The sequence below is a fragment of the Actinophytocola sp. genome (assembly GCF_050699935.1).
GTDB lineage: Bacteria > Actinomycetota > Actinomycetes > Mycobacteriales > Pseudonocardiaceae > Actinophytocola.
Genome location: NZ_JBOHGB010000023.1, coordinates 1 through 18,510, shown reverse-complemented (window position 1 = coordinate 18,510; position 18,510 = coordinate 1). Strand labels below are relative to the sequence as shown.

Below are 18,510 nucleotides of genomic sequence, written 5' to 3'. Positions count from 1 at the left end.
TAGGGCTGCGGCGACGCGCCCTACTTTGGCATGTTGATCGGGGTGGACGTCCCCGGTCGGACACTCCGCTCAACGGTTGAGCAGACCACGGCCCCGGGAAACATGCGGTGACGAAACAGTCGAGAGCGGAGAACACGCGGCTGCACCTGGTGCGGTCGGCGGCCGAACTGTTCGACCGCAACGGTTTCTCGGGTGCCACGCTGGAGGACGTCAGCCGCGCGGCGGGTGTCACGAAGGGCGCGTTCTACTTCCACTTCTCCTCCAAGGACGATCTCGCCGGCGCGATCCAGGCGGAGGCCTGCGCGATGCTGCGCCACGCCGTGTACCGCTCGCTCGACGCGGGTACGCCGGTGCTGCAGTCGCTCATCGACCTGACCCACGAGATCGCGCACTGGCTCGAGACAGAGCCGGTCGTCCGCGCGAGCCTGCGCACCGCGCGCGAGTGCGGCCACCGCGGCACGCCGTTCCTGGACTTCTACGTGGACCTGCTCTCGGCCGTGGAGACGATGCTGATCAGCGCCGAGCAGGCGGGCGAGGTGTCGACGCGGGTCGCGGTCGACCAGGCGAGCACGCTGGTGCTCACCATCTGCGCGGGCATGGACATGCTGTGGTGGTCGGGTATCCGGGCCGGCGACATCCGAGCGAACGTGCGGGAGATGTGGGAGCTGATCCTGCCCGGCATGGTCGGCGAGGACGGCCTGGCCCGTGTCGACCCGGCAGGCCCCGCACGGCTGGGCTAGGCTAGTCCGCCTCCCCGGATTTCAAAGTGTTGGTTGCGTTTCGGCGGATGGTGCGGTTGTTCACGTGCTTGTGGCTGGGTGCCGTCACGGTCCCCTGAGGTTCCGGTGGTTGGTACAAGACCTCATATGATGATCCACGTGACGGGCTTTAGTGCGGGGGTGTTGTCCACGGTAGTGACGTCAAGCCGGTGACCGGGACGGGTGCCGGGCCGGAGACCTCCTCCAGGCGGGCCACGGCGTCCCTGGGCAGCCGCAGCGTGAACCCCGCCCGGCTCTGCTCGTACTGGGTCAGCGTGCGCGGTCCGATCACGACCGACGCGACGCCGGGCCGGTGCCGCACCCACGCCAGCGCCACGGCCGCCGGTGAGGTGCCCAGCTCCGCGGCGACCTTGCCCACCTCGGCGGCGATCGTCATGTTCCGCTCGGTCAGCTGGTTGCCGACCCACTCCGCGACGACCGGCAGGCCGCCGGACATCATGTTGCCGAACCGGGTGTCCGGCGCCGGCTCGCGCCCGGTCTGGTAGCGGCCCGCGAGGATGCCGCCGCCGAGCGGGCTCCATGCGACGACACCCACCGAGCGCCGCGCACACACCGGCTGGATCTCCGCCTCGATGTCCCTGCGCAGCAACGAATACTGCGCCTGCAGGCTGATCAGCGGCGTCCCGCCGACGCGCTCGGCCGCCCACTGCGCCTCGACGAGCTGGCTCGCGGTGAAGTTGGAACCGCCGATGTAGCGCACCTTTCCGGCGCGCACGAAGGAGTCCAGCGTCTCCATCGTCTCCTCGATCGGCGTGTCCGCGTCCCACTTGTGGCACTGGTAGAGGTCGATGTGCTCGGTGCGCATCCGGCGCAGGCTCGCGTGCAGTGCCCGGGTCAGGTGCACCCGGGACAGGCCGCGGTCGTTGGGTCCGTCGCCCTGCGGCTGGTAGGCCTTCGTCGCGATCACGACCGCGTGGCGCCGGCCGCGGATCGCGCGCCCGACGATCTCCTCGGACTGGCCGCGGTTGTAGTTGTCGGCCGTGTCGACGAAGTTGTGCCCGGCGTCGAGAAACGCGTCGATGATCGGTCTGGCCGCGTCCTCGTCGACGCCGAAGCCCCATGCGGTGCCGAAGTTCGCGGTGCCGAGGCACACCCGAGACACCTTGAGGCCGGAGCGCCCCAACGTCGTGTACTCCACGCTGCGCTCCTTGACGGACCGGGAGTGCCTGACGTACATACCGGTCGGAATATCGACGAGCAGAACCGTAAGAAAGCGCAAATCCTGCTGTCAACCGAGGGGGAACCGATGAGCAGTGGACGATCGGCTGATCGGATCGAGTTCCTACGCCGCTTACGAGTGATCCGGCGGTTCACCACGGAGCCGATTCCCCAGGTCGTGGTCGGTGACGTGCTGGAGGTGGCGCGCTGGTCCGGCAGCTCGGCCAACCGCCAGCCCTGGGAGCTGATCCTCGTGCGGGACCGGGCGCGGATGCGGGCCCTGTCCGAGGTCGGCGACTCACCCGGGCTGATCCCGCTCGCGGACGCCGCGCTCGTACTCGTGCCCGTGCTGACCCGGTCGGGCGCCGAGCTCGACGCCGGCCGGCTGCTGGAGCGGATCATGCTGGCCGCCTCGGCGCACGGCGTGGGCTCGACGCCGGCCGGGTTCGGCGCGGCGACGTTCGCGGCGAAGAAGTTGCTCGGCGTGCCGGCCCCGTACGGGCTGCGGGTGGCGGTCGCGCTCGGCTATCCGGCGGATGCGACCGCGCGACTGGTCAGCGTGGAGCGCGACGTCGACACCCGGCTGCCGCTCGGCCGGCTTCCGGTGGGCCGCCGGCCGCTCGCGGAGATCCTCCACTTCGAGCACTACGGCAGGGGAGCGGCGGCGGGGCCGGTACCCGGCAAGGCTTGAGCGGTCTTCGAGCCGTCCTCGACTGGTTCTCGAGTCAGGCGGTCGCGGTGACCGACATCGAGTCGTGCCAGTGCGCGCTGCCCGACGGGACGAAGCGGGACACCCGTCGCGGCGGCGCGAGGCCCGGTAGCGCGATCTGCCACAGCACCGTGAGCCGCTCGTGGAGGTCGGCCATGCCGGTGAACACCTCGGACTGGGACTGGATGCCGAGGAACGTCGCCGAGATCCAGTCGGCGACGGTCGCGGGGTCCAGCTCCTTGCGCAGGTCGCCGCGTTCCTTGGCCTTTATCAGAACGTCGGCGAGGATGCCGATCCAGCGCTCGTAGACCTCCGGCGTCGGGCGGGAGAAGTTCGCCTCGAGCACGAGCCGGTTGCTGGCCCGCACGCGGACGTTGGCCCTGATGAGGTGCGCGAACGCGTGGCTGATGTCGATGATCGTCTGCAGGCCCGCGTTGTCGAAGTCGACAAAGGGCAGTTCCGCTTTCCACTGCTCCTCGATGAGCGCCATCGCGAGCTCTTCCTTGGAGGAGAAGTGGAAGTAGAGAGCGCCCTTGGTGACCCCGGCCTTGGCCAGGATCTCGGACAGGCTGGCGCCGGCGAAGCCACGCTCGTCGAACACCGCGGCGGCGGCGTCGAGGATCGTGTTCCGGGTGCGCTCTGCCCGGTCCTGGCGTGCCAAACCCATACCTCCCTGGTTGGTCGCGGACCACGATGTCACAAGAGAGACAGCACGAGGGCCGCACCATTCCGGCGAATCCAGCGCTGCTCGACGTTCGGTCCAGGGTAGCTCAAGATTGACGCAGTCGCCTCTCGAAAAAAAACCGGGTGGTAGGTATGGTTTATGTGTGGCATGTGCCACATACACACCTTCATAACTTCCGAGGCGGCGTCATCGCATGACCCGAGCCGGACGGGTGCCGGTGCTGCCGCCGTCGCGTATTCGACGTCGACGTCGGACCTCCGCGGCGACGCCGAAGACCTTTCCCGAGAGGCTTCGCCATGGCCACCATGATCAGGCATGAGCAGGACCACTACCCCAGGTTGGGCACAACGGAACGGCTTTTCCGACAGCCGGTGCCGCCACGCCTTGTGCGGCGGACGCACCAGTCGGACGTGTTCGTCACCAACCTGCGGGTGACAGGCGTGGACACCTTCGAGGTGAGCGCCCGGTTACCTCGTGCGCACTCGTTCTACGGACCCGTCCGGCCGGGCCAGCACGACCCCATGCTGCTGCTCGAGACCGTACGCGAGTCGATCCTGCTGGTCGGCCACTTCGCCTACGAGATCCCACGCGAGTACAAGTGGATCACCCACGACAAGCAGTTCGCCTTCGACGCCGCCGGCCTGTCGACGCCGGTCACGGCCGGCGGCACCGAGCCGGTCGAGCTCCTGCTGGTCATCTCCAACCACGACATCAAGCGGCGCGGCCGCCGCCCGGCCGCGATGCGCACCGAGATCGAGTGCTTCCGCGACGGCATGCGGATCGGCACGGCGACCTACAACTGGAGCGTCGTCTCCGGCGCCGCCTACAAGAAGCTGCGCGGCGAGCACGCCACCGCCGGGCCCAGCGTGCCCGCCGGTGTGGACGTGGTGCGCCCGGACCGAGTCGGCCGGTCGGACCGGGTCGACGTCCTGCTCGCCGAGCGGTTCGGCGACACGGACGAGCCCGGCTGGCAGATCCGGGTGGACCCCGCCCACCCGGTGATCTACGACCACCCGGTCGACCACGTGCCGGGCAACGCCATCGCCGAGGTCGCGCGCCAGGCCGCGCTGCTCGCGGTCGACCGGCCCGACGCCCTTCCCGTGGGCGGCGACTTCGCCTTCGCGCACTACCTCGAGTTCGACGCGCCGTGCCTGGTGTCGGCCACGGTGGTCGGCACGGCGTCGGGCCGGACGGGTGTCCGGGTCGCCGTCGACCAGGACGACCACCGCTCCGTCGACGGTGTCGTCGAGCTCCGGGTCGCCTGACCCCGAGCCAGGCGTCGCGCACGACCCGCGTCGCGGCCGACCGGCCCGGCCCACCGGCCGCGAGCGGCCGCGTCCCCGCTCCGCCGCGGGAGGGACGACCTCCCTCCCGCGGCGGATGGGCACGAACCGTTCCGCGGACGGATTGTCGGCCCCTGACCGGAATCCGACAATTGAGGTCCCGGCGAGGAGGAGATCGGTCATGACGTACTCGGACGAGGAGCTCGGCCTGCCGGGCAACCGGGAGGTCGTCGAGTGCGCGCTGCACGCGTCGACCACGCAGGTGCTCCATCTCGCCCCGGGGACCGGCTCGCGCCACCGCACGCTCGCCGAGCGCGGCGCGGACGCGGTGCGCGGCTTCGAGCGCGTGCCGGCCGTCTCCGCCGGCCCCATCGTCGTCCCCGACCCACCCGCGACCGTGGTCGCCGCGAGGGACGGCATCCCCGCGGACATCGCCGAGGCCTACCTGCACGCCAAGACCGAGGTGAAGGCGATCCTCGCCGAGAACCTCGCCGGCGTCCGGGACTCGCGCTAGGAAGGACGCCTTCCGGACACGCGACGTCTGCAAGGCGTCCTTCCTGGCCCTACGGGCGCGGCACCCGGTCCGGCGCCAGCAGGCGCAGCGACTCCAGCAACGTCTCCAGCACGGTCTCCTGCCGGCTCGCCAGCGTGTCGATCCGCTGGCGCAGCTCGGCGAGCTCGCGGCGCAGCGCCACCGGCTCGTGCGCGAGCTCCCGCGACGCGTCGGGCTCGCGCGTGTCCGCCAGGATCGACCGCATTCGCGCCCGCAGCACCGGTCCCGGCTCGACGCCGAGGTCACACCGCAGCCGCCGGCGGGCCCGGTCGTACACCGCGAGCGCGTCGGACCGCCGGCCGCCGCGGGCCAGCGCCACCATCAGCTGCTCGTAGAACCGCTCCCGCAGGGGATGGTCGGCCGACGTCTCCGCCAGCTCGCCGACCACCTCGGCGTGCCGGCCGGCGCGCAGGCTCGCTTCGTACAACGTCTCCAGTGCCGCGAGCCGGTGCTCGTCGAGCGCCGCCGCCTCCGCCGTGCAGACGTCGCCCAGCGCGGCGTCCTCCAGCGCCGGTCCCCGCCACAGCGCGAGCGCGGCCCGCAGCGGCGCGACCGCCCGTGCGGGCTCGGCGGCGGCAAGGGCCCGGGCCGAGCCGACGCGCTCGACGAACTCGACCGCGTCGCTCTCGCCCGCGTACAGCGTCAGGGCGTAGCCCGGCGGGCGGGTGACGATCCGGTCCGGCTCGCCACACGCCTGCTCGATCACCTTGCGCAGCCGGCGCATCTGGGCCTGCAGGGCGTTCGCCGCGTTGGCCGGTGGCCGCTCGCCCCACAGCTCCGCGACGAGCCGCCCGGTCGACAGCGTGCGGCCGGCGCACACCACGAGCGAGGCGAGCAGCGCCCGCCGCTTGACGCCGGTGACCTCCACCGGCGCGCCGCGCGCGTCGTGGACCTCCATCGGGCCGAGGATGTGCAGCCGCATGCCGCTACCGGTGTTCCGGCGTGGCCACTCCGGACTCGAACGCGTAGATCACCGCGTGGATCCGGTTGCGCAGGCCGAGCTTGCTGAGCAGGTTCTGCATGTGGGACATCACCGTGTGCTCGGAGACGGTGAGCTCCTCGGCGATCTCGGCGTTGGACAGCCCGCGCGCGACCAGGCCCAGCACGTCGCACTCGCGCTCGCTCAGCCCGTCGCGCGCGGCCACATGCCGCCCGTGCTCGGGCCCGGCGAGGCGCACCAGCCGACCCGGCTGCCCGACCTCCTCGAAGCGGCGCAGCGCGAACCCGGCCGCCGCGATCCGCACCGCCGCGACGACCTCCTCCGGCGTCGACCACGCGGGCAGTGAGCCGCACACCTCCGGGCTCGTCAGCGCCTCGCCGTCGCGCATGCCGATGCCGAGCACGCGGACCACGCGGCCCGACCGGCGCACCGCGGCCAGCACGGGGGCGGTGTCGCCGGACCGCAAACCGTGCAGCAGCAGGACATCCGGGTGCTGGTTGGACATCGTGGCGAACACGGCGGGGCCGTTGCCGTGCTCGCCGACGACGACCATGCCCGGCTCGCCGTCGAGCGCGGCCAGCACACCGCGGCGGGCGAGCACGTCGTCGCCGACGACCAGTACCCGGATGCCGTCGGTCTCGTCGCCGGTGTTGTCGTAGCTGACGATCCGCGGGTAGGTTTCCGGATCGTCGTCGAGCCACCCGGCGGGCCGCGGTCGGGGCAGGACGCGCACGGCGTGCCCGGACACCACGCGGAGGGTCGGTTGGTCGGCACTGTCCGGCCACGTCGCGTCGGTGCGGTGGTCCATCGTCTCGCCTCGCCTCGCCTCTCGTGCCGGAGGCAGGACTCCGGCACTGTTCACGCTAAGGCGGGGCGACACCGACGTGTTCTTTCGTTGAGCGGTCTTCAACTCGCGGCATACGCACGGTCGAGGCTTCTACCTGTGCTTTCGTGGCCGGCACGGTCTGCGGCGAACGGTAACCGGGCACACCGGCCGGTTTGACGACCTGGCACGGGTCACTCGATGATCAAGAACAGTTTCCCCTGTTTCTTGAAACGGAGACCAGCTTGCGCGCGCGCTTTCTCGGCAAGGATCCCTTGTCACAGGAGGGGCAGTCCCCGACGCTCTTCGCGACCGACCGCACCGACCGCCGGACGTTCATCGCGCAGGGCTGGGTGGTGACCGATGTCCAGGCACTCGCCGACGTCGGTCCGGTCCCGAATGGCGAGGCGATCATCGAGATCCCGGAGGACGTGCTCCGCCTCTACACGCGCGAGCCCGTCGAGGAACGCCGTTAGCCGGCAGTGGTTTCCGAGAAATTTCTCGGGAAGGCGGATCGCACCCGTTATCGTGGAAGGCACAGGGGCGCGCCGCCGGGGACGGCGCGCGGCGAGGGACGGGTGTCGTGCCACCGATTCGAAACAACGGCGTCTCCAGTCTCAACCAGGCGCGCCTCGCGCTCGGCAAACGACTCCGCGAGCTGCGCCGCCGGGCCGACCTGAGCGGCCGCGCGCTCGCGGAGTCGCTGTCCTGGCCGCCGTCGAAGGTCTCCAAGCTGGAGAACGGCCGCCAGTCGCCGACCGAGGACGACCTCCACGCCTGGACCCGGGCGACCGGCGGCGAGGCGGAGACCGAGGGTCTCCTCGCCGCTCTGCACACGCTCACCGTCCAGAATATCGAGTGGCAGCGGCAGTTGCGCGGTGGTCTCGGCTCGCATCAGACCGAGCTCGCCGCGCTCGACGCCACGACGCGGCTGTTCCGCGCGTTCGAGTCCACGTTCGTGCCGGGCCTGCTACAGACCGCGGAGTACGCGCGGGCCCGCTTCACGCAGACCGTCGCCGTGTTCGACGTGCGCGGCGATGTCGACGACGCGGTGCGGGCCCGTATCCAGCGCCAGGACGTCCTTTACCGGCAGGACAAACGGTTCCACTTCGTCCTGACCGAGGCCGCGCTGCGGTACCGGCTGTGCCCGCCGGAGGTGATGCTGGGACAGCTCGATCGGCTGCTCTCGCTGGCGAGCCTGCCCAACGTGAAGTTCGGGATCGTCGGGTTCCCGACCGCGTACCAGGTGGCGCCCACGCACGGCTTCTGGCTGCTCGACGACACGCGGGTGATGGTGGAGACATTCTCCGCGGAGCTGAACCTGGCCGGGCCGCGGGAGCTCGAGCTGTACCGGTCGATCTTCGACGCGATGGCGGCGGCCGCGAGCTACGGCCGCACGGCCCGAGAGATCATCAAGCGCGTCATCGACGACCTTTCGGGTGAGCTGTTGCCCGAGGGCGAATGACTCCGCGCCCGCTACGACGATGTGGTGATCGGCGAGAAATCCGGAGAAATGTGCTGTCGTGCCTGGTTGGCACGGTCCTAGCGTGCCACTCATGACCCGGACGTTGATCCTGGTTCGACTGAAGCCCCGGCAACCGGACGGGTCGTTGATCGGCGAGAGCCGCCGAACGTGCCATCTCGTGCCGCTGCCCGAGTCGGAGGTGCTGCCGCGGCGGCTGACCGCCTACTGCGGCCTGGAGATCGGACCCGGTGAGGGGGAGGTCCTCTCGTCGCCGGCGGGCATGCCGTGCGAGGTGTGCCTGGCCCGCTCGCCGGTGGTGTCGTTCGCGATGCTCCGGCGGTTCCGGGGGCGCCTGCGGCCCGCCGAGCGCTGAGCCGCCCCCCGCAAGTCGTCAGGGTCAGCCGGTGACCAGGGCGAAGGCGAAGCCGTCGTAGCCCTTGGCACCCACGGTCTGCACGGTGGTCGCGGCGACGGTCGGCTCGGTGGCGAGCAGCTCGGCGAGCCGGCGGGTGCCGACGATCGACGGGTCGGTGCTGGCCGGGTCGGCCACCTTTCCACCACGCACGACGTTGTCCACGATGATCACACTGCCCGGCCTGGTCAGCCCCAGGGCCCAGCGGAAGTAGTCGGGGTTGTTGGGCTTGTCGGCGTCGATGAACACCAGGTCGAACGGGCCCTCGACGGAGGGCAGCGTGTCCAGCGCCGGGCCGACGCGCACCTCGACCCGCTCGGCCAGCCCGGCGCGCGCGAGGTTGGCACGCGCGAGCTCGGCGTGCTTCTCCTCGTACTCGAGCGTGACGAGCCGGCCGTCCGCGGGCAACGCGCGGGCGAGCCAGATCGCGCTGTAGCCGCCGAGCGTCCCGATCTCCAGGATGCGGCGGGCGCCGTGGACCCTGGCGATCAGGTGCAGCAGCTTGCCCTGGGTGGGCGAGACCGCGATCCGTGGCAGGCCGGCCGCGTCACTGGCCTCGAGTGCCGCGTCGAGCGCCGCGTCCGGGCCGACGAGCAGCCCCGAGAAGTAGTCGTCGACCGCGTCCCACTGAGCCTGTGTCATGCACCCATTCCTACCCGACCGGCTCCAGGACGAAGACGGGGATCTCGCGGTCGGTCTTGCGCTGGTAGTCGGCGTAGTCCGGGTAGGCGTCGACGGCGACGTCCCACCACTTGGCCTTCTCGTCACCATTGAGCTCGCGGGCGATCATGTCCTGCTTGACCGGCCCGTCCTGCAGCTCGACGTGCGGGTTGGCCTGCACGTTGTAGTACCAGACGGGGTTCTTCGGCGCGCCGCCGAGCGAGGCGACGATCGCGTAGCGGCCCTCGCTCTCCACCCGCATCAGCGGTATCTTGCGGATCTTCCCGGTCTTCGCGCCGGCGGTCGTCAGGATCACCACCGGCATGCCGCGCATCGTGTTGCCCCGGGCCCCGTTCGAGCTCTCGAACTCCTCGACCTGCGTGCGGACCCATTCGGCTGTGCTCGGTTCGTACTCTCCCTGTAGTGGCATGCCCACGGCAACGCTCGCGACACGGCGGGTATTTCACCGGCGGGTGGGTCAGGCGGTCACGCGCACGTAGTCGACGGTGAGCGTGTTCGGGAACGGGGTGGTCTCGTCCGGGTCGCCGGGCCAGTAGCCGCCGACCGCCAGGTTGAGGATCAGGAAGAACGGGTGGTCGAACACCCACTCGCGGCCGCCGAGGTCGGCCGGGGTCCGCGTCTGGTAGACGTTCCCGTCGACCGACCAGACGAGCTGGTTCGGCGACCAGTCCACGGCGAAGGTGTGGAACTCGTCGGCGAACGCGCCGTCGATGCCGTACGGCGCCCCGATTCCGCCGGAGCCGGAGTAGCCCGGCCCGTGGATCGTTCCGTGCACAGTGGACGGTTCGGCGCCGATGTTCTCCATGATGTCGATCTCGCCGCACTGCGGCCAGCCGACGCCGCCGATGTCGTCGCCGAGCATCCAGAACGCGGGCCACATGCCCTGGCCGCGGGACAGCTTGATGCGGGCCTCGAAGTGGCCGTAGGTCTGGGTGAACCTGCCCGACGTGTTGAGGCGGGCCGAGGTGTACTCACAGGTGCCGTACCAGCACTGGTAGTTGCCGGGGTTCTCCCGGCGGGCGGTGATGACGAGGTTGCCGTTCCCGTCGAGGGCGGCGTTGCTCGTCGAGGTCGTGTAGTACTGCCGCTCGTGGTTGTTGACGTTGTCGCCGGTCTCGAGCACCCACTTCGAACCGTCCGGCCCGGCGCCCGCCGGACCGTCGAAGTCGTCGGCGAACACGACCGCCTCGGCGCCGGCCGGCCCCTCGTCGGCCGGCGGGGCAGCGGTGGCCTGGCCGCTCGCGATGGCACCGGGCAACACGGTCGCGGCGAGCGCGGAGACGAGCATGCAGATGCGTGCGGACATCATCGTCGGCTCCTCGGTTGGTTCGGAACGTGAACATTTGTTGCGCGCGCGAACAAAGCATGGATCGGTCTAGACCATTCGCGCAACCGACGATCGGGGGGTTGCGCGGATCGGTTTCCGGTACGGCTCACGCTGGTGTCGTCGGCCACGGCCACACGTGCCGTCACCCTCGCGCGCGCATACTGATCTCATGCCCGACTACGGCCACCCCTTGGAGTTCGGCGTCTTCCTGCCCCCGCAGGCCGACGCCGCGGGCGACACGCTCACCCTCGCCCGGCTCGCCGACCGGCTAGGGCTCGACCTGGTCAGCGCGCAGGACCATCCGTACCAGGCCGCCTTCCTCGACACCTGGACGCTGCTGTCGGTCATCGCAGCCGGCACCACGTCGGTGCGCGTGTTCCCGAACGTCGCGAACCTGCCGCTGCGCCCACCCGCGGTCCTCGCTCGCAGCGTGGCCAGCCTCGACATCCTCTCCGGCGGGCGCGCCGAGCTCGGCCTCGGCGCCGGCGCGTTCTGGGACGCCGTCGAGGGGATGGGCGGACCGCGCCGCACGCCGGGCGAGTCCGTCGCCGCGCTCGAGGAGGCCGTCGCCGTCATCCGTGCACTGTGGACACCCGGGCGCGGCGTGCGGCTGGCCGGCGAGCACTACCGGCTCGCCGGCGCGCACCCCGGTCCGTTCCCCGTGCACGACATCGGGATCTGGCTCGGCGCGTACGGCAAGCGCATGCTCGCGCTCACCGGCCGCGCCGCCGACGGCTGGCTGCCCAGCGCGCCCTACGCGCCGCCGGAGCGGCTGGCCGGCATGAACGAGGTCATCGACGAGGCCGCCGAGGCGGCCGGACGGTCCACATCGGACATTCGGCGGCTCTACAACATCACCGGGTCGTTCACCGGCTCCGGGGCGGAGTTCCTGCGCGGTCCGGTCAAAGTGTGGGCGGAACAGCTCGCCGAGCTGACACTGACCGACGGCATCAGCTCGTTCCTGCTGATGGTGGATCGCGACGGCGACGGCGACCTGCGACGCTTCGCGGAAGAGGTGGCACCCGCCGTCCGCGAGCTCGTCGCGCAGGAGCGGAACCTCGGCGACCCGCCGCGACGCGCCGGAACGTCCTCTGTGGACACACTGGACACGGTTGACACCCTGGCTGCCGGGCGGCTCGGCGTGACGCCGACGCCGGACGACGGGACCCGGCTGTCGAGCACGACCGTGTGGGACGAGTCGCAGCGCCCGACCGGGCCCGCGCTCGACCCGGACGCGACCTACATCGAGCGCGGCAGGATGACCGGCCGGCACCTCATCGAGATCCACGACCACCTGCGCGGCGAGCTCGACCGGGTGCGCTCGCTGGTCCGCCAGGTCGCCGACGGCGCGCTCGACGTCGGCGCCGCGCGGTCGGAGATCAACGAGATGACCATGCGGCAGAACAACTGGACGCTCGGCGCCTTCTGCGAGAGCTACTGCCGGTTCGTCACGATGCACCACTCGCTCGAGGACGCGTCGTTCTTCCCGCAGGTGCGCCGGGCCGACCCGCGGCTCGGCCCCGTCCTCGACCGGCTCGCGGCCGAGCACCGCGTGATCCACGACGTGCTGAACCGGGTCGACGCCGCGCTCGTGGCCACGGTCGCCGGCACGGACGGCATCGCTGAGCTGAGCGAGGCGGTGGACCTGCTCACCGACACGCTCCTGTCCCATCTGTCCTATGAGGAGCGTGAACTCGTCGAACCGCTGGCGCGGCTCGGCATCGGCTGAGCCGCGAAGGACCCGACGTGCGGCGCACGGACGCCACAAGTTACGTCAGATGACCACTGGCGTCGGTGCCGGTTGGCCGGTCAGGCGGTGCGCCGGTCGGCGGTGCGGCCGGTGCGCCAGTCGCTGGGGCGGCCCGTGCGGGAGGTCGTTGCGGACATGGCATCTCCTTCGGTGCACCCGGTCCGACCTGATGATCTGCTCACTCGTTTGGAGTCGCGACACTCGGTGTCCGGGCCATTACAGTGGGGACCTCCGTTGGAAGGACACGGTGGTGCACGGCATGGATCCTGCCGACCCCGTGCAGGGGTGGAAGCGAATCTCACCTGCCCGCTGGAGCCTGTGGTCCCACTCGCGTTCTGTGGTGGTGTACATCCTTGCCGTCGACGTTGCCGCGCTGGCAACCGTAGCCGGCACCATAACTCTGGCCCCGATCGTTCGCGAGGACTGGGTCTGCCTCGGTCTGTTGGTGATCGCGGCGGTCGCGCACGGCGAGGCGTCCAGGGGAATCGAGCGCATCCGCGAGGTGATCTCGGAGGGCTCGCCCTACACGCACCTGCAGTCCGTGTGGATCTTCGCGGCCGTCCTGCTGCTGCCGCCACCACTGATCGCCGTGCTGCTCGTGATCAGCTACACGCACTCGTGGATGCGGGTGTACCGCCGCCGGGCGGTCGTACACCGAAAGGTGTTCTCGGTCGCTACGGTCGTGCTCGCGTGCGCGGCCGCGTACGCGGTGCTCGCCGCCATCTACCCCCACCACCACGGCGAGCCGTTCGCCACCGCGCTGGACGGTCCGCTCGGGCTCGTCGCGGTGGTGGCCGCCGGCGCGCTGTACCGGCTCGTCAACTACGGGCTCGTGGTGCTCGTCATCCTGCTCACGAACCCGGATCGCCCGGCCCGCAAGGCATTGGGGCATGCGAGCGACCAGCTGATGATCGCCGGAGCGGTGGGGCTCGCCACCGGCTTCGCGGTCGTGATGACCACCCGGCCGTGGTGGACGCCGCTGCTGATCATCACCGTTCTGGCCCTGCACACGGGGTTGCTGTTGCCGCAGTTCCGCGACGCCAGCCGCAAGGACGCGAAGACGGGCCTGTTCGACCCCACGTTCTGGGCCGAGCTCGCGGCCGACGAGCTGGACCGGGCCCGGCGGCTGGACGGGCGGCTCGGCGTGCTGCTGCTCGACCTCGACCTGTTCAAGCGGATCAACGACCGGCACGGTCACCTCGCCGGCGACGCCGTGCTGCGTGCGGTGGCCGAGGCCATCCGGCACTCGGTGCGCGGCCACGACATGGTCGGCCGTTACGGCGGCGAGGAGTTCGCGGTGGTACTGCCCGGTCTCGGACCGGAGGACGTCCTGGTCACCGCGGAACGGATCCGGGCGGCGATCGCCTCGGTGACGGTGACGGCGATCGACCTGGACGGGATGGAGCGCACGATCGGCGGGCTGACCGCGTCGGTCGGCGCGGCGATCTTTCCCGACCACGGCGCGGACCGGACGTCGTTGCTGCTGGCCGCCGACGCGGCGCTGTACGAGGCGAAGGCCGCGGGACGCGACTGCACACGGATCGCGGGCCGGCCGAGCTCGATCCTGTCCCGCACCCAGATACCCGCGCACCTCCCCACCGCCCGTCAGCCGCAGGACTAGCCAGGAAGGACGCCTTCCAGACGTTGAACGTCAACAAGGCGTCCTTGCTGGCGTTCCCGCGGCGAGCAGCGCGGCTCGCCGGCCGCCGGCGGCCCGCCATGACCACGCCACACCGGTCGCGGCGAGCATGCCGAGCAGGCCGGCCATGCCGACCACCGCGTAGGGCGCCACGCCTTCGGCGGCGAGCCCGGCGAGCGTGACCCCGATCCCCTGGGAGACCTTCAGCGCGGTGACCGCCAGCCCGAACGCCTGCCCGCGCCGCGCGTCCGGCACCGCGATCATGAACGTGGTGGACGCGATCACCTGGTACGCACTGCCCACACCGGACGCGGCGAACAGGACGACCACGAGCACCAGCCCCGGGTCGGCCAGGCATGCCACCAGCGGCACGCACGTGCCCACCGCGAGCGGCGAGAGCAGCCGCAGCCGCAACGGTTCGCGCAGCCGTGCGAGCGCCAGCATGCCGACCGACGCGCCGGTCGCGTAGCCGGCGAACATGAACCCGACCGCGACCGCGCCGCTGTCCAGCGAGTGCGCGTACGGCACGGCGATCGCCTCGCCGACGATGTAGAACCCCGACAGGCAGGCGAAACCGACGAGCGCGCGCAGCCGGCGGTCGGTCCACACCAGGTTCGTGCCGGCGACGAAGTCCCGCCACCAGCCGCGCTGCAGAACCTCCGCGTCACCGGCCGAGGCCGGGCGCTGCCTCACCAGCCACCACACCAGCAGCGCGGAGGCGGCGAACGTGCCGGCGTCCGCGAGCAGCACCCCGCCGGTGCCGATGGCCACGATGAGCCCGCCGCCGCCGGCGAACCCGATCACCTGCGCGAACTGCATCACCGACTGCAGCGCCGCCTGCCCGGCGGGGTAGTCCGCGTCGCCGAGCACAGCGGGCACCAGTGCCCCGCGCGCGGCGTTGGCCGGCGCGCTGATCAGCTGCACCACGACCAGCAGCAGGCACAGCAGCCAGATCGGCATGCTGGGCACGGCCATCAGCGCCACCAGCCCGGCCCGGGTCAGGTCGGTGCCGACCATCAGCCGGCGCCGTGGGTAGCGGTCGGCGAGACCGGACAGCAGCGGGCCGCCGACGAGGTCGGGGAGGAAGGTCAGGCCGTAGGTCAGGGCGGTCCAGGCCGGCGACCCCGTTCGGTCGAAGACGAGCACGGACAGCGCGACCCGGGCGAACTGGTCGCCGATGACCGAGATCAGCTGCGCGGTGAACAGGGCGCGGAACTCGGTGTTCGCGAAGATCCCGCGGTAGCCGCGCTGTGCGGTCGTGACCACAGGACCTCCCCGCATGCCTCTGTCACACAACGCCATTGGATCACTACGAAGGATCACTACGAACCGTACTACGGGATGTCGCCCGCTTCGAGAGTCGCGAGGCGGGAAGGCCACCACACCTCGTGAGACCATGGTGGCGTGCGGTACCTGTTGCTGATCGGCGGCGAAGAGGGCGACGACTCGGGGCCGTCGTCGAGGTCGTCGAAGGAGATCTGTGAGGCCGACGACGCGGTGGCCTGGGCCGACGAGATGACCCGGCGCGGCGTGTTCGTCAGCGGCGAGGTCCTGCGACCGCCGGGCGAGGCGAGGACCGTACGGGTGCGCGACGGCGAGGTGCTGCTCGCCGACGGCCCGTTCGCGGAGACCAAGGAGCAGATCGGCGGGCTGTCCGTGATCGAGTGCGCCGACCTGGAGGAGGCGGTCGCCGTGGCCGCGGCGCACCCGGTGGCCCGGTTCGGGATGGTCGAGGTGCGCCCACTCTGGTAAGCGGGCGAACCTCGGGGGAGGGAAGACGACGGGTAGCGGAGGAGTGGAGCGAACGGTCGACGCGGTGAGCTCGGTCGAGGCCGCGGTCGCCGCGGCGTTCCGCGCGGAGTGGGGCCAGGTCGTGGCCACCCTGATCCGGGTGACCGGCGACTGGGACCTCGCGGAGGATTAGGGTCCGGTGCGGGTATCGTAACTCGCATGGCAAGTGTTACCGCTGGCGTCTACGCGCGCCAGTCCCACGGTAAGCAGGTCTCCCTCGAGGACCAGATCCGGGAGGCGCACGCCACCTGCGTCCGGGAAAGCTGGACGCAGGTGGCGTACAGCGACAAGGTGTCCGCGTCCAGATTCGGCACCAAGGAGCGCGGCGACTGGTCGCAGCTGTGCGTCGACATCACCGCGGGGAAGCTGAACATCCTGGTGCTGTGGGCGTCCGACCGCGGCGACCGCACGGCGGCCACCTGGCTGTGGTTCTTGGAGCAGTGCCGCAAGCACAAGGTCCGGATCTACGTCATCCGGGACAGGCATCTGTACGACCTCGATGTGCCGCGCGACTGGAAGTCGCTCGCCGACTCGGGGGTGGACGCCCAGCACGAGTCCGAACTGAAGTCCGTGGACGTTCGCCGGGGCACTGCCGGCGCCGCGATGGCCGGGAAGCCCCACGGGCACGTCGCCTACGGCTACTCGCGGATCTACGACTCGGCCGACAGGAAGAAGTTCCGGGACGTGCCGAACGAGCACGCCGCGACCGCGCGCAGCATCATCGAGCAGGTAGCCGCTGAGGTGCCGCTGAAGCGGATCGTTGATCGGCTCAACGACGCCGGCGTGCCGGCACCCGAGGGCGGCAAGTGGACCAGCAAGACGGTGAAGAAGCTCGCGACCCGACCGAAGTACATCGGGCTGCGCCAGCACAACGGCCAGCTGTACCCGGGTCAGTGGGAGTCGCTCGTCACCGAGACCTTGTTTCGGCGTGCTGGTGCGGTCCTCAGCGCCCCGGGCCGTCAGTCCTCGCCCCCCGGCGCCACCAAGCACCTGTTGAGCTACCTGGTGTCCTGTGGGAAGTGCGAGGCCGGGATGAACGTGCAGCCGCCCAGGGAGGGTCGGGTGGCGCGCTACAGGTGCGTGGGGAAGGGCTGCACGTCGGTGGAGCAGGCGCACCTCGACACCTACGTCACCGAGGTCGTCTTGGAGCGGCTGTCGCGGGAGGACGCCAGGGTGGTGTTCGCGCCCGACACCGCTATCACTTCCCGGCTCCGGGAAGTGATAGCGAACGCCCGCGACGAGCTGGAAGAGCTGTCGGCCCGGGTAGGCCGCAAGGAGTTGACGTTGGAGTTCGCGGCCATGACCGAGCCCGCCATCCGCGAGCGACTCAACGACGCCCTGGCCGGGTTGAAGCGGCACGCGGAGAATGCGGCACTGCTGGACCTGCTGGACTCCGACGACCTATGGGGGACGTGGCGGGGCATGCCGGTCCCGGCTCGCCGGTCGGTGGTCAAGGCGCTGTTCGCGACGATCTCGCTTGCAGAGTCCCCCGTGCGGCTGACCCGGTGGACGAGCGACGAGGACAAGGCCGCGGTGGTGGCCGAGCGGACCACGGTGGAGTGGGTGACCAAAAGTGCCCGATAGCACCCATCCGCAGGTCAGAGCGTCGAATAGCCTTTCCTATTCTGTCACATTCTGACCTACCGGCTAAGCACTAATAAGCACAGATATGCACGGTGGTCTAGACCATGGTGCGAAATGGTGCGCTGACCTGCGGATGTCTGCAAAGTAAGTCATCTGACTTCATCTGACTTCATGATCTCCGCATGGTTCCGCATGCATTTCGTGTGCCGCCGTGTAGCGAACCGTAGCGGCGCGCCGAGAAATGGCCAGACCTCCACCACTTTACGCCGCGCTTGTGGTTGACTTTGGCTCATAGATGAAGGGGCCGGCCCCCGGAGATGCTCTCCGACGTGTCCTACCACGTCGGATCTCCACGGGGCCGGCCTTGCCGAACCCTCACAGAACGGCAGGTGTCACTATGGCATCCCCTGCTGCGCAGCGCACGGCTATCGCCCGTGCATGTCGCTACGGAGATCACGACGAGGCCAACCGACTACGGCGCGTCTACAAGGCCGGGCGGCTGGCGGAGCACATCAAGCAGGTCGTCTCGACCGCGCCCCCGCTCACCACCGAACAGGTGGAGCAACTGCGGTCCCTGCTGCGCCTCCCCACTACCGAGGAGGCGGCCTAATGCATGACGAAACCCGCCCCTACGAGGCGGGCTCCGGGTCGAGCGGACCAGAGGTAAGCATACCGGGTCTCCCTGCCTGTTCCTGCCCGAAAGCCCGCGCGTGGGACTTCCTGTGCCAGTCCGAGCATGTCTTGAGCCTGCTCGGCGAGCTGGACGAGTGGTTGCGGCGCAAGACCGTCAGTGAGACGTCCCGACAGCTGTCCGCGGCCGGCAACTGGCGACCCGGCCTGACCTACGCCGAGTTGCGGGAGCGTCGCCGGCTCACCTCGGTGCATCCGTGCGGCCGGTGCGGTGTCCAGGTCGAGCTTTCTCACCCGCTGG

The 18,510-nt window shown here is 70.5% G+C and carries 22 protein-coding genes; 14 read left to right on the top strand and 8 right to left on the bottom strand.

Annotated features, from left to right (window positions below):
• The first annotated feature begins 107 nt into the window (after positions 1–107).
• Positions 108–740, top strand: coding sequence for a ScbR family autoregulator-binding transcription factor (locus tag ACRDTB_RS10985; protein ID WP_431429966.1), 633 nt, complete (start codon positions 108–110; stop codon positions 738–740).
• A 148-nt stretch (positions 741–888) separates the two neighbouring features.
• Here ACRDTB_RS10985 and ACRDTB_RS10980 read toward each other — a convergent pair whose 3' ends face one another.
• Complete coding sequence (locus ACRDTB_RS10980) at positions 889–1,917, bottom strand: aldo/keto reductase (RefSeq protein WP_431429965.1); 1,029 nt, start codon at positions 1,915–1,917, stop codon at positions 889–891.
• 108 nt (positions 1,918–2,025) lie between these two features.
• On the opposite strand from ACRDTB_RS10980, the gene ACRDTB_RS10975 reads away from it, so the two are divergent.
• Positions 2,026–2,628, top strand: coding sequence for a nitroreductase family protein (locus ACRDTB_RS10975; RefSeq protein WP_431429964.1), 603 nt, complete (start codon positions 2,026–2,028; stop codon positions 2,626–2,628).
• Between the two features lie 34 nt (positions 2,629–2,662).
• On the opposite strand, the gene ACRDTB_RS10970 is transcribed toward ACRDTB_RS10975, so the two are convergent.
• Positions 2,663–3,307 carry a ScbR family autoregulator-binding transcription factor gene (locus ACRDTB_RS10970; RefSeq protein ID WP_431429963.1) on the bottom strand — a complete coding sequence of 215 codons (645 nt, stop codon included), beginning with the start codon at positions 3,305–3,307 and terminating at the stop codon, positions 2,663–2,665.
• Between the two features lie 320 nt (positions 3,308–3,627).
• Between ACRDTB_RS10970 and ACRDTB_RS10965 the strand changes: the two genes are divergently transcribed.
• Both ACRDTB_RS10965 and ACRDTB_RS10960 read left to right on the top strand, forming a co-directional pair.
• Positions 3,628–4,596 (top strand): ScbA/BarX family gamma-butyrolactone biosynthesis protein, encoded by a 969-nt coding sequence (locus ACRDTB_RS10965; protein ID WP_431429962.1) that lies wholly within the window; start codon positions 3,628–3,630, stop codon positions 4,594–4,596.
• Positions 4,597–4,795: 199 nt separating this feature from the next.
• A complete protein-coding gene (locus tag ACRDTB_RS10960; RefSeq protein ID WP_431429960.1) occupies positions 4,796–5,128 on the top strand; it encodes a hypothetical protein in 333 nt (110 codons plus the stop codon).
• A 49-nt stretch (positions 5,129–5,177) separates the two neighbouring features.
• On the opposite strand, the gene ACRDTB_RS10955 is transcribed toward ACRDTB_RS10960, so the two are convergent.
• Both ACRDTB_RS10955 and ACRDTB_RS10950 read right to left on the bottom strand, forming a co-directional pair.
• Positions 5,178–6,089 carry an AfsR/SARP family transcriptional regulator gene (locus tag ACRDTB_RS10955; protein ID WP_431429959.1) on the bottom strand — a complete coding sequence of 304 codons (912 nt, stop codon included), beginning with the start codon at positions 6,087–6,089 and terminating at the stop codon, positions 5,178–5,180.
• Between the two features lie 4 nt (positions 6,090–6,093).
• Positions 6,094–6,915 carry a response regulator transcription factor gene (locus ACRDTB_RS10950; RefSeq protein ID WP_431429958.1) on the bottom strand — a complete coding sequence of 274 codons (822 nt, stop codon included), beginning with the start codon at positions 6,913–6,915 and terminating at the stop codon, positions 6,094–6,096.
• A gap of 191 nt (positions 6,916–7,106) precedes the next feature.
• Here ACRDTB_RS10950 and ACRDTB_RS10945 point away from each other — a divergent pair, with 191 nt between their 5' ends.
• The 3 genes from ACRDTB_RS10945 to ACRDTB_RS10935 all read left to right on the top strand — a co-directional run bounded on the left by ACRDTB_RS10945 (position 7,107) and on the right by ACRDTB_RS10935 (position 8,768).
• Positions 7,107–7,406 (top strand): hypothetical protein, encoded by a 300-nt coding sequence (locus ACRDTB_RS10945; RefSeq protein ID WP_431429957.1) that lies wholly within the window; start codon positions 7,107–7,109, stop codon positions 7,404–7,406.
• A gap of 107 nt (positions 7,407–7,513) precedes the next feature.
• Positions 7,514–8,395, top strand: a complete 882-nt coding sequence (locus tag ACRDTB_RS10940) for a helix-turn-helix domain-containing protein (protein WP_431429956.1) — start codon at positions 7,514–7,516, stop codon at positions 8,393–8,395.
• A 91-nt stretch (positions 8,396–8,486) separates the two neighbouring features.
• Positions 8,487–8,768 (top strand): hypothetical protein, encoded by a 282-nt coding sequence (locus tag ACRDTB_RS10935; RefSeq protein ID WP_431429955.1) that lies wholly within the window; start codon positions 8,487–8,489, stop codon positions 8,766–8,768.
• 24 nt (positions 8,769–8,792) lie between these two features.
• Here ACRDTB_RS10935 and ACRDTB_RS10930 read toward each other — a convergent pair whose 3' ends face one another.
• The 3 genes from ACRDTB_RS10930 to ACRDTB_RS10920 are packed head-to-tail and all read right to left on the bottom strand — an operon-like array spanning position 8,793 to position 10,797.
• On the bottom strand, positions 8,793–9,449 hold the full coding sequence (locus ACRDTB_RS10930; RefSeq protein WP_431429954.1) for an O-methyltransferase: 657 nt from the start codon (positions 9,447–9,449) through the stop codon (positions 8,793–8,795).
• 10 nt (positions 9,450–9,459) lie between these two features.
• Positions 9,460–9,897, bottom strand: a complete 438-nt coding sequence (locus ACRDTB_RS10925) for a nitroreductase family deazaflavin-dependent oxidoreductase (RefSeq protein ID WP_431429953.1) — start codon at positions 9,895–9,897, stop codon at positions 9,460–9,462.
• A 48-nt stretch (positions 9,898–9,945) separates the two neighbouring features.
• The gene (locus tag ACRDTB_RS10920; protein ID WP_431429951.1) at positions 9,946–10,797 is read right to left on the bottom strand and encodes a glycoside hydrolase family 16 protein; all 852 of its coding nucleotides are present in this window, start codon (positions 10,795–10,797) and stop codon (positions 9,946–9,948) included.
• A 187-nt stretch (positions 10,798–10,984) separates the two neighbouring features.
• Here ACRDTB_RS10920 and ACRDTB_RS10915 point away from each other — a divergent pair, with 187 nt between their 5' ends.
• Positions 10,985–12,544: an LLM class flavin-dependent oxidoreductase gene (locus tag ACRDTB_RS10915; RefSeq protein WP_431429950.1), complete on the top strand. Its 1,560-nt coding sequence runs from the start codon at positions 10,985–10,987 to the stop codon at positions 12,542–12,544.
• A 361-nt stretch (positions 12,545–12,905) separates the two neighbouring features.
• A complete protein-coding gene (locus ACRDTB_RS10910; protein ID WP_431429949.1) occupies positions 12,906–14,186 on the top strand; it encodes a GGDEF domain-containing protein in 1,281 nt (426 codons plus the stop codon).
• Positions 14,187–14,216: 30 nt separating this feature from the next.
• Here ACRDTB_RS10910 and ACRDTB_RS10905 read toward each other — a convergent pair whose 3' ends face one another.
• A complete protein-coding gene (locus ACRDTB_RS10905) occupies positions 14,217–15,470 on the bottom strand; it encodes an MFS transporter (protein ID WP_431429948.1) in 1,254 nt (417 codons plus the stop codon).
• Between the two features lie 138 nt (positions 15,471–15,608).
• On the opposite strand from ACRDTB_RS10905, the gene ACRDTB_RS10900 reads away from it, so the two are divergent.
• The 5 genes from ACRDTB_RS10900 to ACRDTB_RS10880 form a co-directional block, all read left to right on the top strand.
• Positions 15,609–15,956, top strand: a complete 348-nt coding sequence (locus ACRDTB_RS10900; RefSeq protein WP_431429947.1) for a YciI family protein — start codon at positions 15,609–15,611, stop codon at positions 15,954–15,956.
• Between the two features lie 43 nt (positions 15,957–15,999).
• A complete protein-coding gene (locus ACRDTB_RS10895) occupies positions 16,000–16,128 on the top strand; it encodes a hypothetical protein (protein ID WP_431430009.1) in 129 nt (42 codons plus the stop codon).
• A gap of 26 nt (positions 16,129–16,154) precedes the next feature.
• Positions 16,155–17,579, top strand: coding sequence for a recombinase family protein (locus tag ACRDTB_RS10890; protein WP_431429946.1), 1,425 nt, complete (start codon positions 16,155–16,157; stop codon positions 17,577–17,579).
• A gap of 397 nt (positions 17,580–17,976) precedes the next feature.
• Positions 17,977–18,189 carry a hypothetical protein gene (locus ACRDTB_RS10885; protein ID WP_431429945.1) on the top strand — a complete coding sequence of 71 codons (213 nt, stop codon included), beginning with the start codon at positions 17,977–17,979 and terminating at the stop codon, positions 18,187–18,189.
• A 131-nt stretch (positions 18,190–18,320) separates the two neighbouring features.
• On the top strand, positions 18,321–18,510 hold a 190-nt coding region (locus ACRDTB_RS10880; protein WP_431429944.1), incomplete at its 3' end, for a hypothetical protein.